This window comes from Sutcliffiella horikoshii (genome assembly GCF_020524325.1).
In the GTDB taxonomy this organism is placed as follows: Bacteria; Bacillota; Bacilli; order Bacillales; family Bacillaceae_I; genus Sutcliffiella_A; species Sutcliffiella_A horikoshii_D.
In genome coordinates this window covers 12,496-28,548 of record NZ_JAIVKY010000019.1, presented here as the reverse complement: position 1 = coordinate 28,548, position 16,053 = coordinate 12,496, and the positions used below count along the sequence as shown (strand labels likewise).

13 protein-coding genes are annotated in these 16,053 nt (G+C 40.3%); 5 read left to right on the top strand and 8 right to left on the bottom strand.

From position 1 onward, the window contains the following. Window positions 1-387 precede the first annotated feature (387 nt). From LC091_RS20080 to dnaA, 8 genes are all read right to left on the bottom strand, one after another. Window positions 388-1,458, bottom strand: a complete 1,071-nt coding sequence (locus LC091_RS20080; protein WP_226683788.1) for an HD-GYP domain-containing protein — start codon at window positions 1,456-1,458, stop codon at window positions 388-390. 78 nt (window positions 1,459-1,536) lie between these two features. Continuing rightward, window positions 1,537-4,029 carry a DNA gyrase subunit A gene (gyrA, locus tag LC091_RS20075; RefSeq protein ID WP_226683787.1) on the bottom strand — a complete coding sequence of 831 codons (2,493 nt, stop codon included), beginning with the start codon at window positions 4,027-4,029 and terminating at the stop codon, window positions 1,537-1,539. Window positions 4,030-4,369: 340 nt separating this feature from the next. Further along, window positions 4,370-6,295, bottom strand: a complete 1,926-nt coding sequence (gene gyrB, locus LC091_RS20070) for a DNA topoisomerase (ATP-hydrolyzing) subunit B (RefSeq protein WP_226683791.1) — start codon at window positions 6,293-6,295, stop codon at window positions 4,370-4,372. Window positions 6,296-6,365: 70 nt separating this feature from the next. Further along, window positions 6,366-6,614 carry an extracellular matrix regulator RemB gene (gene remB, locus LC091_RS20065; protein WP_226683786.1) on the bottom strand — a complete coding sequence of 83 codons (249 nt, stop codon included), beginning with the start codon at window positions 6,612-6,614 and terminating at the stop codon, window positions 6,366-6,368. 11 nt (window positions 6,615-6,625) lie between these two features. Next, window positions 6,626-7,747 carry a DNA replication/repair protein RecF gene (recF, locus tag LC091_RS20060; protein ID WP_226683785.1) on the bottom strand — a complete coding sequence of 374 codons (1,122 nt, stop codon included), beginning with the start codon at window positions 7,745-7,747 and terminating at the stop codon, window positions 6,626-6,628. 17 nt (window positions 7,748-7,764) lie between these two features. Then, a complete protein-coding gene (yaaA, locus tag LC091_RS20055; protein WP_392396780.1) occupies window positions 7,765-7,980 on the bottom strand; it encodes a S4 domain-containing protein YaaA in 216 nt (71 codons plus the stop codon). Between the two features lie 140 nt (window positions 7,981-8,120). After that, window positions 8,121-9,257, bottom strand: coding sequence for a DNA polymerase III subunit beta (gene dnaN, locus LC091_RS20050; protein WP_226683784.1), 1,137 nt, complete (start codon window positions 9,255-9,257; stop codon window positions 8,121-8,123). A gap of 195 nt (window positions 9,258-9,452) precedes the next feature. Beyond that, window positions 9,453-10,799, bottom strand: coding sequence for a chromosomal replication initiator protein DnaA (gene dnaA, locus LC091_RS20045; protein WP_226683783.1), 1,347 nt, complete (start codon window positions 10,797-10,799; stop codon window positions 9,453-9,455). A gap of 885 nt (window positions 10,800-11,684) precedes the next feature. Between dnaA and rpmH the strand changes: the two genes are divergently transcribed. The 5 genes from rpmH (at window position 11,685) to mnmE (ending at window position 16,022) form a co-directional block, all read left to right on the top strand. After that, the gene (gene rpmH / locus LC091_RS20040) at window positions 11,685-11,819 is read left to right on the top strand and encodes a 50S ribosomal protein L34 (RefSeq protein WP_010197888.1); all 135 of its coding nucleotides are present in this window, start codon (window positions 11,685-11,687) and stop codon (window positions 11,817-11,819) included. Between the two features lie 127 nt (window positions 11,820-11,946). After that, on the top strand, window positions 11,947-12,300 hold the full coding sequence (rnpA, locus tag LC091_RS20035; protein WP_226683782.1) for a ribonuclease P protein component: 354 nt from the start codon (window positions 11,947-11,949) through the stop codon (window positions 12,298-12,300). A 272-nt stretch (window positions 12,301-12,572) separates the two neighbouring features. Continuing rightward, the gene (gene spoIIIJ / locus LC091_RS20030; protein ID WP_226683781.1) at window positions 12,573-13,355 is read left to right on the top strand and encodes a YidC family membrane integrase SpoIIIJ; all 783 of its coding nucleotides are present in this window, start codon (window positions 12,573-12,575) and stop codon (window positions 13,353-13,355) included. After that, the gene (jag, locus tag LC091_RS20025; protein ID WP_226683780.1) at window positions 13,352-13,990 is read left to right on the top strand and encodes an RNA-binding cell elongation regulator Jag/EloR; all 639 of its coding nucleotides are present in this window, start codon (window positions 13,352-13,354) and stop codon (window positions 13,988-13,990) included. Before spoIIIJ ends, jag begins: the two co-directional genes overlap by 4 nt. Before the next feature lie 643 nt (window positions 13,991-14,633). After that, window positions 14,634-16,022, top strand: coding sequence for a tRNA uridine-5-carboxymethylaminomethyl(34) synthesis GTPase MnmE (mnmE, locus tag LC091_RS20020; protein ID WP_226683790.1), 1,389 nt, complete (start codon window positions 14,634-14,636; stop codon window positions 16,020-16,022). Window positions 16,023-16,053 lie beyond the last annotated feature (31 nt).

The following is a 16,053-nucleotide window of genomic DNA, read 5'->3' as shown; positions in this document are numbered from 1 at the left end:
TCTCCAATAAAGAGTCTGAGCTTTTGCTCAAAATTTGCTAGCTTGTCTTACTTAAATCATTTTGTCGTGTTCCGAAGAACCGACGTTATGACGCTGTTGTTTTGTTTAGTTTTCAAAGAACTCTTTTGTGTTGACGCCTTTCAAAAGCGACTTCACTAATATATCATTTATTTCGTTTTGAGTCAACATCTTTTTATTATCTTTTTTCGATAGTTATGTAAGATGTAACTCGTTGTCGTTGCTGACTTGATTGATTATAGCACGGGTAGAATAAGGATGCAATTACTTTTTTAATATATTTTTATTTTCTTTTCTAAAATGCTAAGAACGAAGGAAAACTGGCAGATTCCCCTCGTTCTTTCTTTACTGAGATAACTAGAAATCGAGTTATTTTAAAACTTCTTCTATATAGATATCCAATTCTTGATTTAAGGTGAGGAATTGATCTGAGTCGATTTCTCTCACCATCGGCCTTGATGGATATTGCGGGTCTATAAAAGCAACCTCTGCAATTTTATTGTTAGAAAGCTTTACTTTGTCGCCAATGCTGAAGCTGCACACGTTTGAAGTGAGCGCTTGAACGATAGACAGATCGTATTTACCAAAAGTTTCGTGTTTTAGTTGCTCGATCACTTTAAATGGTGACTGCTTGCTTCGGTACTTCCTTGGTGATGTCATTGCATGAAATACGTCTGCTACTGCCAGTATCTTCGTGTAGGTGTGTATCTTGTCTTCTGAGAGGCCAAAAGGGTAACCTGTTTTATCGTAGCGTTCATGATGCTGCAATACCGCTAGTTTTATTTCATCTTGTATCACTGGTTGTTTACTAACCATCTGGTAACTGAAAATAGGGTGTTCTTTTATTTGCGCAAACTCCTCTTTTCTCAGGACCGCAACATTTTTCAAGATTTTCTGATCAATGCGTGACATGCCGCAATCCATTAAAAAGCCTGCAATGCCAACTTGAATGATGTCTTTCTTTTTATAGCCAAGTGACTTTGCAATTGCAGAAGCTATGATGGCTACCGCCACAGAATGATGGTAGATATAGTCTTCTTCATTTGTGTAATGATAAAGAGAAAAGACTTCTTCTTGATAGTGAAGAGATTTTTCAATTAACGGGATGATTGTCTTTCGAACCTCACTATAATCAATCGGCGCTCCTGATCCCCATGCTTCGTACATTTTTTTGTAAGCTTGGGTTGCTTTAAAGTACATCTGCAAGAAGGAATCTTCTTTTGGCTTTTCTTCAAGCATGGTTAACAGTTGGGGATTAAATGGCTGGCCGTTTGAAAGGAATGCTTCTATTTCTACTTTTTCTACTAAGAAAGATTCTAATATTTCAATATGTTGGTTTGTCAGGACGGTTCTTTTTGGCATAATCGGCTTAGAAGTGAGTGCTTTTATTTCTTGTGCCAGAATACATCCTTCGACCAGCTGTTCGGTTTTCACTAACATGAACGCTCTCTCCTTATAAACAAAGAGGAACACATGAAAGTGCTCCTCTCTTAGAGTTGATCATTTACTTTGCTCTTCTTATTCTTCGACTTCTTCTGTAGAATTTCCTTCTTCCATTTCTGTATCTTCCGTACCATCTTCTGGTTCGTCTTCTTTATCCACTCTTGCGACTGTTGTCACAAATTCGTTCTCTGCAAGACGAATCAGTTTCACCCCTTGGGTGTTTCGACCCATTTGTGAGATTCCGTCAACAGACATACGGATCAAGACGCCACTTGCTGTGATCAGCATTAGATCTTCTTCAGTGGTTACGGTTTTAACAGAAACTAGCTCACCATTACGCTCAGTGATGTTACATGTTTTAATTCCTTTTCCTCCACGACTTTGGACACGGTACTCTTCGGCCGGAGTACGTTTACCGTAACCGTTTTTGGTCACGACTAATACATCAAGGCCTTCATCAAGAAGTTCCATTCCTACCACTTCATCATTTTCGGAAATGGAGATTCCTTTTACTCCCGTTGCCGTTCTACCCATGGATCGTACGTCCGTTTCATGGAAGCGAATGAGCATTCCGTTTTTCGTTCCAATGATCATCTCTTTCGTTCCATCAGTTAATTTTACTGAGATTAACTCATCGCTTTCTCGTAATCCTAGTGCAATTAAACCGCCCTTACGGATATTGGCGAATTGAGATAGCGGAGATCGCTTGGATATTCCATGCTTAGTTGTAAAGAATAAATACCAGTCATCTACAAAGTCTTCCACCGGAATAATGGCGTTGACCCATTCTCCTTTTTCCACCTCAAGCAAGTTGATAATTGGAATTCCTTTTGCTGTACGGCTAAATTCTGGGATTTCGTAACCTTTTGCTCGGTACACTTTCCCTTTATTTGTAAAGAATAATAGCGTATCATGTGTGGACGTGGTCAATAGATGTTCAACAAAGTCATTCTCATTGGTTCCCATCCCTTGAATTCCACGACCTCCTCTTCTCTGGCTGCGATAAGTCGAAAGAGGCAGACGTTTAATATAGCCATTATGCGTAAGAGTGATCACGACATTTTGACGTGGAATTAAATCCTCATCTTCAATATTTTCAAAGCCGCCAACCATTATCTCTGTACGACGCGTGTCGTTGAAACGGTCTTTAACTTCTGTTAGTTCTTCACGGATAATTTCAAGTACTTTTTCTTCATCTGCAAGAATCGCTTTTAGTTCCGCAATAAGCTGCATAAGCCCTTGGTATTCTTCTTCAATCTTTTCGCGCTCTAAGCCGGTTAGACGTTGTAGACGCATGTCTAGAATAGCTTGTGCTTGTTTCTCAGATAGAGAGAATTCGGTCATCAAGCCTTCTCGTGCAATGTCCGCCGTTTGGGAACTACGGATTAAAGTGATTACAGCATCTAAGTGATCTAAGGCAATTCGCAGACCTTCTAAGATGTGTGCTCTTGCTTCCGCTTTACGCAGTTCAAATGCCGTACGGCGCTTGATTACGACTTTTTGATGCTCTAGGTAATAATACAGACATTGTTTTAAGTTTAATACTTTCGGCTCCCCGTTTACTAGTGCAAGCAGGTTGATACCAAAGCTTGTTTGAAGGGAAGTCTGTTTGTATAAGTTATTTAAAAGGACATTAGCGTTTGCATCTTTTTTGACTTCCATGACGATACGCATACCATTACGGTCTGATTCATCGCGCAAGTCAGAGATACCTTCTATTTTCTTATCACGTACAAGGTCCGCAATTTTTTCGATAAGTTTTGCTTTATTCACCTGGTAAGGAAGTTCATGTACAAGGATGACTTCTCTGCCATTCGGTTTTGTTTCAATCTCCACTTTCGCACGAACCGTGATTGATCCGCGGCCCGTTTCATACGCTCTTCTGATTCCGCTCCTGCCCAGGATCTGACCTGCTGTAGGGAAGTCTGGACCAGGTATGATTTCCATTAACTCTGGAATGGTAATGTCAGGGTCCTTACTTACCGCAAGTACCCCGTCAATAATTTCTCCCAGCTGGTGAGGCGGGATATTGGTTGCCATTCCAACCGCGATACCGGAAGCACCGTTTACAAGCAAGTTTGGAAAACGTGCAGGCAGTACAATCGGCTCTCTCTCGGAACCATCATAGTTATCTTGGTAGTCAATGGTGTCTTTATTGATATCGCGAAGTATCTCCATGGAGATCTTCGACATTCTTGCCTCGGTATAACGCATGGCAGCTGCAGCGTCGCCATCGACAGAACCGAAGTTTCCGTGACCGTCAATCAGCATGTAACGGAAGTTAAAGTCCTGTGCCATACGCACCATCGTGTCATAAACCGCTGAGTCACCATGTGGATGGTACTTCCCGATTACTTCCCCTACGATACGTGCGGACTTTTTATAAGCTTTATCAGAAGTCATTCCTAAATCATTCATGGCGTACAAAATACGTCGGTGTACAGGTTTCAATCCGTCTCGTACATCCGGCAAGGCACGAGATACGATTACACTCATGGCATAATCCAGGAAGGATGTTCTCATTTCCTGACTGATATTTATTTCTTTAACTGAGGACCTCTCAGACATAATAACGAACCTCCTTGCGAAATGTGAGTTCATGACTACATTCGCTTTCGCTCTTCTCTATGTAAAAGACAGGATAGCATGACACCTCGCCATTGAATTATAACTAAGCTCTTGATTTTGGTTAACAACCGCTGTTGATTTCCGCAAATGGCTTCGCTTTCCGAGGGGCGGCCTTGAGCCTCCTCGGGCTTTGCCCTGTGGGGTTTCAACATTGCCGCTACTCCCCCGCTGGAGTCTTCGCCATTTGCTCCAATCACCAGCTAGAAGCCATCAGAACTTTAGTTTTCATTTTCAGTAGCTCGGTATAACACTACCCCGCTTTTTTTATTGGATTCTAAAATTAGATATCCAGATTTTTTACATAACGGGCATTGTCTTGAATAAAGTTTCTTCGTGGCTCTACTTTATCGCCCATTAGAATCTCAAATGTTTCATCCGCTTCGATGGCATCCTGCAGGCTTACCTGTAACAGGGTTCTAGAAACTGGATCCATAGTCGTTTCCCAAAGCTGTTCAGGATTCATCTCCCCTAATCCTTTATAGCGCTGGATACCGGCCTTTGGCTGATCCGACATGGTCGCAAGAATCTCTTCAAGCTGACGGTCATTATACGCATACTCGATTTTTTTACCCTGCTGAATTTTGTATAGTGGTGGCTGGGCAATGTAGATGTATCCATGTTCGATGATTTGGCGCATGTAGCGGTAGAAGAATGTCAATAACAGCGTTCTAATATGAGCTCCATCGACATCGGCATCCGTCATGATCACGATTTTATGGTATCGGGCACGGGAAATGTCAAAATCCTCTCCAATTCCAGTTCCAAGTGCGGTGATGATGGCACGAACCTCATTGTTGGATAAAATTTTGTCAAGACGCGCCTTTTCTACGTTAATGATCTTACCGCGCAAAGGCAGGATTGCCTGGAAGTGACGATCTCGGCCTTGCTTAGCGGATCCTCCCGCAGAATCTCCCTCTACCACATATATTTCGCTGATAGATGGATCTTTAGAGGAGCAGTCTGCCAATTTACCTGGTAGACTCGAGATTTCCAATGCACTTTTTCTTCTTGTTAGTTCCCTTGCTTTTTTGGCTGCCATTCTTGCTCTGGAGGCCATCAAACCTTTTTCTACAATTTTTCTTGCTGCAGAAGGGTTCTCAAGCAGGAAGCCTTCGAATTTTTCGGTAAAAACAGAATCCGTAACCGTTCTTGCTTCACTGTTTCCTAATTTAGTTTTCGTCTGGCCTTCAAACTGTGGATCAGGGTGTTTGATGGAAACAATAGCCGTCAAGCCTTCACGAACATCTTCCCCTGTCAGGTTGCTGTCCGCATCTTTGAATATATTGTTCTTACGGGCATAGTCATTGATTACTCTCGTCAATGCCGTCTTAAAGCCAGATTCATGAGTTCCACCTTCATAGGTGCTGATATTGTTGGCAAAAGAGTACAGATTGCTTGTGTAGCTGTCATTGTACTGTAGCGCCACTTCGATGGAGATACCGTCCTTTTCTCCCTCTACAAAAACAACTTCCTCATGAATAACTTCTTTTGTACGGTTTAAATGCTCTACATAAGAAGCGATACCGCCCTCGTAGTGGTATTCATTCTTTTTCGGCGTTTCTTCACGCTTATCTTCAATCGTGATGCGGATTCCTTTATTTAAGAATGCAAGCTCACGAAGACGGTGTGCCAGCGTATCATAGTCATATTCCTTTGTTTCTGTGAAAATCTCTTCGTCGGGAACAAAGTGAATGATCGTACCTGTGATGTCTGTTTCGTCAATCACCTTCAGATCTTCATTTGGTACCCCTTTATTGTACTTTTGGTAATGAACTTTTCCGTCGCGATGAACATAGATTTTAAGCTCGGAGGAAAGAGCGTTTACTACAGACGCACCAACCCCGTGCAGACCCCCGGAAACTTTATAACCGCCACCGCCAAATTTTCCGCCTGCATGAAGTACCGTCATGATTACTTCTACTGCTGGACGGCCCATTTTTTCATGAATTCCGACTGGAATACCACGGCCGTTATCTTTTACAGTGATGCTGTTATCTTTTTCAACGATTACATTGATTTCTGAGCAATATCCTGCTAATGCTTCATCGATACTGTTATCGACAATTTCCCATACTAAGTGATGGAGACCCTTGGCACTGGTGGAACCGATGTACATACCTGGTCGTTTTCTTACGGCTTCAAGGCCCTCTAGTACCTGTATATTACTTTCATCATAGCTGTTTTCTTGCAATTCTTTTTGGTCCATCGTCATATCTATCACCTTCACTTTTTATTTCTACACAATAGACTGGTTGTCCTTATGGGCAACATTTGATCTATAACAGGAACTCCTCCATTGAGGTATCCATTCTTTTTTTCAAGGTTGTTGAGGCTAATGGAGAAAGGTATATGTTCTCTTCGGTAATCACAATTGATTTGATGTCATGTTTACTGATATTTTTGATGGATTTGTCCGCTACTTCCGGCAAGGTGTCTTTCCAGTCGGACTGCAGGAGCCTGCGATCTAAAATAGCAATGATTTTAGAAGCGCGCACCATCACTTCTTCTCCAATATGCAAATACATGAGCCTTCACCTCAATTTCGTTTCTTGATTGTTCCTGAAACCACCTCATATGTAGCCGCTTGTTTCAAGGTTTGATGGTCGATTCCATCCACACTTGTTGTGGTGACGAAGGTTTGGACCTTTCCCTGAATGGTGTTTAAGAGATGGGACTGTCTATAATCATCCAGCTCCGATAATACGTCATCAAGGAGCAGAATGGGATATTCCCCTACTACGGATTGAATGAGATCTATTTCTGCAAGCTTCAGCGACAGAGCTGTCGTGCGCTGTTGTCCTTGTGATCCAAATGTCTGGACATCTTTTCCGTTCACTTGAAAGAGCAGGTCATCACGATGGGGACCAAATAGTGTAACGCCTCTTTCAATTTCTCTATCTTTTATTTTATCAAACTTTTCGTTATATGCTTCTATCATTTTCGACAAGTTTGTTGTTTCTGATACATAATCAATGGATGGTTTGTAGATAATAGTCAATTCTTCTAAATCTCGGCTGATGCTTTTATGAATTGGCTGAGCCCAGCTTTGCAGCAATTCTACAAACTCCTGCCTCTTTTCCGTCACGCTCGCAGCCAATTCAATAAGTTGCTCAGTCAATACAAACAGCATGGTTTCATCTTTTTGCTTTCTTGTCTGTAACTGCTTTAAGTAATGATTACGCTGCTGAAGTACTTTTTGGTACCTCGACAGGTCATGCATATACCTCGGTGATACTTGACCAAGCTCCATATCTATAAAACGTCGTCTCACCTGAGGACTACCTTTTACAAGCGTAAGATCCTCAGGTGCAAACATAACGATATTCATATTTCCGATATACTGACTTAATTTGGTTTGTTCAATATGATTAATCTTCGCTTTTTTCCCTTTTTTACTAATGACAAGTTGCAGCGGCAACTCTCCATTCCGTTTATGTATCCTACCTTCTATTTTACCATACTCTTCGTCCCATCTGATAAGATCTTTATCATTGGACGTCCTGTGTGATTTTGCCATTGCCAATACATAGATAGATTCCATCACATTTGTCTTACCTTGTGCGTTTTCACCTAATATGACATTCACACCGTTTTCAAATACAGCATGCAAGCTTTCATAATTGCGATAGTGTCTCAACGTCAATTCTTCAATATACAATCCGTCTCACCAACTCATCAGGAAACAACGACATATTTTCCATGACCGTCTATTTCAATTACATCCTGTACTTTCAGTTTTCTTCCTCTTCTGTCTTCAAGCTCTCCGTTCACTTTCACTTCATATTCAGAAAGAAACCATTTTGCCATTCCACCTGATTGGATGACATCGGCCAACTTTAAAAATTGTCCAAGCGTAATCATTTCTGTTGAAATTTGAATTTCTGTCATTATTTCGCGCTCACTTTCTTTTTAGGGATTAGAATTTCTTTTACTATTCCCTTATTGTCTATTTCCTATTGTACTAGAACTTCTCCATATAGAAAAGAAAGCCACTAGGAATGGTCACTAGCAGCTTTCTGAGTCTGTGTTTATTAGTACGTTCTGACTGGCAGGATAAGTTGAAGCATGGAATCATCATGTAATGTTTTGATGACAAATGGCCTCATTGCACCAGTGAAATTAATTAATATCTCGTTGCCTTCAAGGGCCTTTAGTGCATCCATCATATATTTTGCGCTAAAAGAAATTTTCAGCTCTTCTCCATCGATGGAATTGCTTTGTACTTGTTCCACTACTTTTCCTACTTCTGGAGAGTTAGAGGAAACCTCAAGCGTGTCAGACTCTAAAGTAGCAAGCTTTACTACATTGTTTCGTCCTTCTCTTGCAAGTAGGCTCGCACGATCAATCGCTTGTAGGAAATCTTTTGTTGTTACCGTGATATCCGTTTTACTTTCTGCAGGAATCAATCTGGAAGTATCCGGATAGTTTCCGTCAAGCAGACGGGAGAAGAATAGGATATTTTTAGCTTTAAACAGTACTTGGTTCTCTGTTACAACGATATCAAGCAGTTCATTCGTATCATCTAAAATTTTATTTAATTCATTCAAGCTCTTACCTGGAATGACAACATTGCACGTAATGTCGTTCTCCGCTTCTACCTTTGCTTTGCGTAAAGCCAAGCGATGGCTATCTGTTGCAATACAGGTAAGTTCATGGTCTTCAAGCTTCCAGTTTACACCTGTCAAGATAGGGCGTGTTTCTGAGGTGGACACCGCAAAGACAGTTTGTCGAATAATATTTTTTAGTAGATCTGTTGGGACACGGAAGACGTTTTGTTCCTCAACTTGAGGCAGATGAGGATATTCTGCAGCATCCTGACCATTTAGGTTAAATTCTGATTTACCAGAACGGATGGTCGTTACATACTGATTTTGTACTTCGATTTCGACAGTATCCATTGGAAGTTTCTTAATGATTTCACTAAAGAATCGGGCTTGCAGCACAACACTTCCAGCTGTTTTTACTTCCACATTTTCAGATCCATCTTCTTCACAAGGAATGAAGGATTCAATGGAGATATCAGAATCACTTCCTGTAAGAGTAACTCCTTCTTCTGTAGCGACAATCTTTATTCCAGTCAAAATCGGAATGGTTGTCCGGGAAGATACTGCTTTTAGAACATCTTGAACGCTTTGAACCAGCTTGTCGCGTTGGATAATAAATTTCATCGTAATCCTCCTTAATGGGCAGGTCTATTTATATATTTTATTAATAAAAAACTAGTAGAAGTAATAGTAGGGGCTGTGATTATGTGGATAAGTCGTTTTTCTGTTACAAAGCGTAGATATCCACATGTGAATAACCTGTGTTTAACCAAGCACCACTTATACACAGTTTCCACTATTGCTCTATTTAACTTTTAATTAACTCTTTAAAGAATCAGCAATTGATTGTATCTGTTTTTGCAAAGTTGTATCTGTTTTTACCAAATTGGAGATCTTTTCATGGGCATGAATAACGGTCGTATGATCTCGTCCTCCGAATTCCTCTCCTATTTTAGGCAAGGAATAATCCGTAAGTTCCCTTGATAAGTACATCGCGATTTGTCGAGGGAAAGCAACCGATTTTGTTCGCTTCTTTGCTTTAAAGTCCTCTAATTTCACATTGTACTCTTCTCCAACGGTCCGTTGAATGTCATGAATGGTCACCACTCTAGGCTTCGAGCTCGGAATGATGTCCTTCAGTGCTTCTGCTGCCAAATCAGCATTAATATCCTTATTGATCAAGGAAGAATAGGCAACCACTCTGATGAGAGCACCTTCGAGTTCACGAATATTGGAATCAATTTGATTGGCAATGTAAAGCATCACTTCATTTGGAATATCTAGCCCTTCTGCTTTTGCCTTCTTACGTAAAATAGCAATACGGGTTTCCAAATCTGGTGGTGTAATGTCTGTGATCAGACCCCATTCAAAGCGGGATCTCAGGCGGTCTTCCAATGTTGGAATTTCTTTTGGAGGCCTGTCACTGGAGATGACAATCTGTTTGCTTTCTTCGTGCAATGTATTGAATGTATGGAAAAATTCCTCTTGAGTTTGTTCTTTTCCTGCAAGGAACTGAATATCATCAATAAGCAATACATCGACATTTCGATATTTATTGCGAAAATCGACAGCCTTGTTATCCCGGATGGAATTAATGAATTCATTGGTGAATTTTTCAGATGATAAATAGACTACTTTTGCTGCAGGATTATGTTCAATCACATAATGTCCGATTGCATGCATTAAGTGAGTTTTTCCTAGTCCAACTCCCCCGTAAATGAATAGAGGATTATAGGCTTTCGCTGGAGCTTCTGCCACTGCCAAAGATGCAGCATGGGCAAACCTGTTCCCAGAACCGATGACGAATGTGTCGAAAGTGTACTTCGGATTCAGCATATTTTGCGGAATTTCGATCATATCATCGTCTTTTTTTACCTTTGCAGGAGGAGTTTTTATTTCGATCTCTTCATCTGCTTGGTTTTGAGGAATAATAAATTTAATGGATAATTCTTCACCTGTGATATCAGAGATAGTTTCTCCTATAAGACCGGAATACCTGGACTCGAGCCAGTCACGAGCAAATTCATTTGGTGCAGTAATGACGAGATTGTCTCCCTGCAATGAATGAGCCTTTGTACTCTTCAACCACGTTTCAAAGCTTGGTTTACTTATCTTTTTCTCTATCTGACTTAGTGCTTTGACCCATAGATCAGAAATATTTTTCATCTTGAATCCCCCTTTCGTTTGTGTCTGGCAACCTTTTTACAATAGAAAAAGGTGCTTATCTGTACAAGTTTTGTTCAACAAACACTCTGCTAGAAAAACACCCGTTGTATGTTTATTCATTCGTATACTGTGAAAAAGATATTATATAGTAGAAAAGTAGTTTTCGACAAAAAACCACACCTGTGGACAAATACTTACGCACACCCTTGGATAACTATCCACATCTTATCCACAATCTGTGGAAAACTATTTTCAGTCAACCATTTATTAAGAGTGAAAACACAATAATAATATCAAAAAAATCCTTGTGTTGCAATTGCTTTTTGATATTATCCACAACTACCACAAATTGTGGAGAAAAGTTTTCCACAACACAATATACTGTGTAAACCTTGTCGATAAGTGCTGTGGATGACGAAAAATAGCGAAAAAAGTTATTCACAGGTAGAAAAAAGTTGAACGTATAAAGTGAAAAAGTTAAAACTTAGTTAATCGTAATGGAAGGAGCGCAGACTCTGAAGAGGTTCCAGACCCCGGCATTGAAATGTGTTAAAAAGATTAAGTATTTGTTTTCGGGGTCAGGCACCTTTGAGACCTTTTTTATTTTTGTTGTTGGTTTGATCTATTGATTATTGTTGTTAGTTTTTACTATATAAAAAGAAAGGGTTGCTTTGTGAGGCTGGGGAATTTATACTTACATTTGGGAAGTTGACATTTCGATGGTATATTCTCTATAATTATTAAGACTGTCTGTAAAGAAATTTTATATTATAGGAAAGCAAGACTTTCCAGTGGTGTTGAAAAACGGCTTATAAATGTCTATCGATCATATAGAGGTGTTTTTCCACTTAGATTTTGAAGTATCCTCAGGGAGGTGTCATAGTAATGAAAAGAACGTTTCAACCAAATAATCGTAAACGTAGTAAAGTACACGGTTTCCGTGAGCGTATGAGTTCTGCAAATGGACGTAAAGTTCTTGCACGTCGTCGTCGCAAAGGAAGAAAAGTATTATCAGCATAAGGCCACTGACTGTCAGTGGTCTTTTTTACTATTTCGGGCATATTCCGGTTATTTTTTCACCAGATTTGAGAAAGAATGTTGAAATAAGACCGAATTAGAGGATTTGTGTAAGGCAGGAGGAGACACATTGAGGAAAGAACAAAGAATCAAAAAAAATAAAGAGTTCCAACATGTGTTCCAAAAAGGAAAGTCGATGGCCAATCGACAATTTGTGATATATGCTGTGCAGAAAGCGGACCAGCCTGTATTCCGGATCGGTTTATCTGTCAGCAAGAAAATTGGAAACGCTGTAACAAGGAATCGAATAAAGCGTCTAGTCAGACAAGCAGTCCATGAAATAAAGGAACAGCTGCCTGGTGGCGTCGACATTGTCATCATCGCTCGAAAACCAGCTGCGGACATGTCATTGGAAGAAGTTAAAAAAAGCCTTCAACACGTAATAAGAAAACTCCCGACACTATCTGCTAAAAATAAACTATAAGAGAATTTTTTATTTTCTACTAAGTTTATAGCTTTTGTTTGGAGCAAAAGGCGAAGACTCCTGAGGGAGATAGTGCTAGGTGGAGACCCCGTAACGAAGTGAGGAGGCTCCAGCAGCGCCCCTAGGAAAGCGAAGCCATTTGCGGAAATCAAAAGCGGTGTTAAAGGAATAGGAAAAATGTGTTGGAAGTGTGACATATATTCAATTTGTCAGATAAAAATGATAGGATGTAAAAGGAATCATTTTTTTGTGTAAAAAGGAGGAAAAAGAGGTTGAAAAATCGAATATGGCTACTAATGGCCCTTATTGGACTTGTAGCTTTACTATCAGGCTGTACAGAAATCAACCAGCCAATCACCAATGAAAGTGAAGGTTTCTGGAACGAATATGTGGTTTATCCATTATCTTGGTTGATTACGTATTTTGCTGAACTAATGAACAACGACTATGGTTTATCCATCATTATTGTAACGTTATTAATCCGATTTGCTATCTTACCGTTAATGATTAAACAAACGAAGAATGCAAAGGCGATGCAAGCCTTACAACCGGAAATGAAAGCACTTCGTGAAAAATATAGTTCCAAAGATCAAAAAACACAACAGAAATTACAGCAAGAAACAATGGGTCTTTTCCAAAAGCATGGTGTAAACCCGCTTGCTGGTTGTTTTCCGTTATTGGTTCAAATGCCTATTCTTATTGGATTTTTCCATGCGATTACTCGTACAACGGAAATTGCCAACCATAATTTCATGTGGTTTGACTTGGGAGATCCAGATCCGTATTTCATCCTGCCTGTCGTTGCTGGTATCACGACATTCATCCAGCAAAAAATCATGATGGCCGGTATGGACAACAACCCGCAGATGGTAATGATGCTTTGGGTCATGCCAATCATGATCGTTGTATTTGCAATCAACTTCCCTGCGGCACTTTCCCTATACTGGGTAGTGGGTAACATCTTTATGATTGTTCAAACTTACTTTATTAAAGGACCGGAGCTGAGAAAAGCAAAAGAAGCAGCTGCTGGAACTGCAGGAGGAACGAAAAAGTGAAAGAAATAACTGCAACTGGTCCAACAGTCGAGGAAGCTGTCCAATCTGCTTTAGCTCAACTAAACACATCAAAAGACCGTGCAGAAATTACAATCGTTGACGAAGGCAAGAAAGGTCTCTTCGGATTGTTTGGCTCAAAACCTAGTGTTGTAACCGTCAAATTGAAGCAAGACCCGATCGAAGAATCAACGAATTTCTTGAAAAAAGTTCTTACTGAAATGAATATTGTTGCAGAACTTGATGTAAAGGTGGAAGGTAGAAATATTTCCATTAGCATCAGTGGCGAAAAAACAGCTCTAATTATAGGAAAAAGGGGACAAACCCTTAATTCCCTTCAATATTTAACGCAAATTGTCGCAAACCGCTATTCCAATCAATATCTAAATGTTGTCATCGACGCAGAAGGATACCGCGAGAAACGCCGAGAAACCCTGGAACAACTGGCAGAGCGGCTAGCACAAAAAGCAATGAAAACAAAACAGGATGTACATCTTGAACCGATGCCTTCTTTTGAACGCAAAGTGATGCACTCGATCATCTCTGCCTACCCGGAAGTAGAAACCTACTCCGTAGGAAAAGAACCGAACCGCTCCCTTGTCATCACAGCAAAAAAGAACAAAGTCGCAAAAAGATAATCCAAAACAAAAACGGCTGACCCTAACAATAAGGGCCAGCCGTTTTTTTATTGTCGTCAGGTTCGTCAGGACAATGCTTCATCGTCGTAATGAAGACCTATAGTGACGAGGAAATAGGACGAGGGGGGTCTTCATAGACGTGATGAAGACCTCAGTGATGAGGAAAAAGGAGCAGAGAAGTCCTCATCACCGGTATGAAGACTTCAGTGACATGAAAAAAGGATGAAAAAGGTCCTCATGGACGTGATGAAGACCTCAATGGCAAGAAAATGGGAGATGAGAAGTCCTCATGGACGTGATGAAGACCTCAGTGACAAGAAAAAAGAACGAGTGAAGTCTTCACTGGAAAGGAAGGAAAGGAACGGCTAAAAAGAAAAGCGAATTCTAAAATTTTTGAAGAGGTTTTAGCTAATACAAACTTCGGCAAAACTGATGAAACAAATGTGCGAGATTTGTTTATTGTTATTCACATGTGGATAAGTTAAAATAATTGATGACAAATGAACCGCTCGGGAAATTTTTGTGGATAACTGTCGAACAGGAATACTTTAAAAGACACAAAAATTATGCTAACCTTAGTAAGTTAAAGGACGAACTATTTTACATTGATATAGAAGAAATAAAAAGAAATGAGGTGAATGATATGTATGAGTTTGACACGATAGCAGCTATTTCGACTCCAATGGGAGAAGGAGCGATCGCCATTGTCCGCCTGAGCGGAGATGAAGCGTTCCGAATCATTGATGAAATCTTTGTGACCCCATCCTCCAAGAAAATGAATGATGTTGCCTCTCATACCATTCACTACGGACATATCGTAGATCCAAAAACGGATAAAATAATAGAAGAAGTAATGGTTTCGGTTATGCGAGGGCCTAAAACTTTTACAAGAGAAGATGTGGTAGAAATAAACTGCCACGGCGGACTAGTATCCGTCAATAAATTACTTCAACTTGTACTGAGCAGGGGAGCAAGGCTTGCCGAACCTGGAGAATTCACAAAGCGAGCATTCTTAAACGGACGTATTGACCTTTCACAGGCAGAAGCCGTGATGGATCTAATCCGTGCGAAAACAGATCGTGCGATGAATGTGGCTCTAGGTCAGATGGAAGGTCGATTATCCAAACTGATTCAGAAACTTCGTCAAGAAATTTTAGAAACACTCGCGCATGTCGAAGTAAACATCGACTATCCAGAGTATGATGATGTCGAAGAAATGACGCATCAGTTATTGCTTGAGAAGTCCACTTATGTAAAAGAAGAACTGGAAAAGCTGTTACAAACTTCCCAACAGGGTAAGATATTAAGAGAAGGTCTTTCTACCGTGATTATCGGACGGCCAAATGTCGGGAAATCCTCTTTGCTTAACAGCCTCGTACATGAAAATAAAGCAATTGTAACCGATATTCCAGGGACAACGCGTGATGTGATTGAGGAATATGTAAGTGTCCGTGGTGTACCACTCCGCTTGGTAGATACTGCAGGTATACGTGAAACAGAAGATATTGTAGAGCGTATAGGTGTCGAGAGATCAAGAGAAGTGTTGAAAAAAGCAGATCTAATTTTGCTTGTTTTAAATAATAACGATGACCTAACAGAAGAGGACAAGCAGTTGTTTGAAGCGGTTAAAGGCATGGATGTCATTGTTATTGTCAATAAAACGGATTTGCCGACAAGAATTGATATAGAGCAAGTGAAAGAACTTGCGAACAATCACACTGTCATTTCCACCTCTTTAAAAGAGGAACAAGGAATTGATGAACTAGAAGAAGCCATTTCGTCAATGTTCTTCCAAGGGGACTTAGAAGCAGGCGATATGACATATGTCTCAAACTCTCGTCATATCGGATTGATCACGCAAGCCCAACAAGCACTCGAAGATGCGATAGTGGGAATGGAAAGCGGCGTGCCAATAGATATAGTACAAATAGATTTAACTAGAACGTGGGAAATACTTGGTGAGATCATCGGCGATGCAGTACATGAAAGCCTGATTGATCAACTGTTCTCACAATTTTGCTTAGGGAAATAACGGCTACTCTCGTAAATATTTGTGAGGAGAG

Bases quoted from the DNA above. Each gene is read 5' to 3' on its own strand.
- dnaN (WP_226683784.1), bottom strand. From the start codon at position 9,257: ATGAAATTTATTATCCAACGCGACAAGCTGGTTCAAAGCGTTCAAGAT.
- gyrA (WP_226683787.1), bottom strand. From the start codon at position 4,029: ATGTCTGAGAGGTCCTCAGTTAAAGAAATAAATATCAGTCAGGAAATG.
- dnaA (WP_226683783.1), bottom strand. From the start codon at position 10,799: ATGAAAAATATTTCTGATCTATGGGTCAAAGCACTAAGTCAGATAGAG.
- remB (WP_226683786.1), bottom strand. From the start codon at position 6,614: ATGTATTTGCATATTGGAGAAGAAGTGATGGTGCGCGCTTCTAAAATC.
- gyrB (WP_226683791.1), bottom strand. From the start codon at position 6,295: ATGGACCAAAAAGAATTGCAAGAAAACAGCTATGATGAAAGTAATATA.
- LC091_RS20080 (WP_226683788.1), bottom strand. From the start codon at position 1,458: ATGTTAGTGAAAACCGAACAGCTGGTCGAAGGATGTATTCTGGCACAA.
- mnmE (WP_226683790.1), top strand. From the start codon at position 14,634: ATGTATGAGTTTGACACGATAGCAGCTATTTCGACTCCAATGGGAGAA.
- rpmH (WP_010197888.1), top strand. From the start codon at position 11,685: ATGAAAAGAACGTTTCAACCAAATAATCGTAAACGTAGTAAAGTACAC.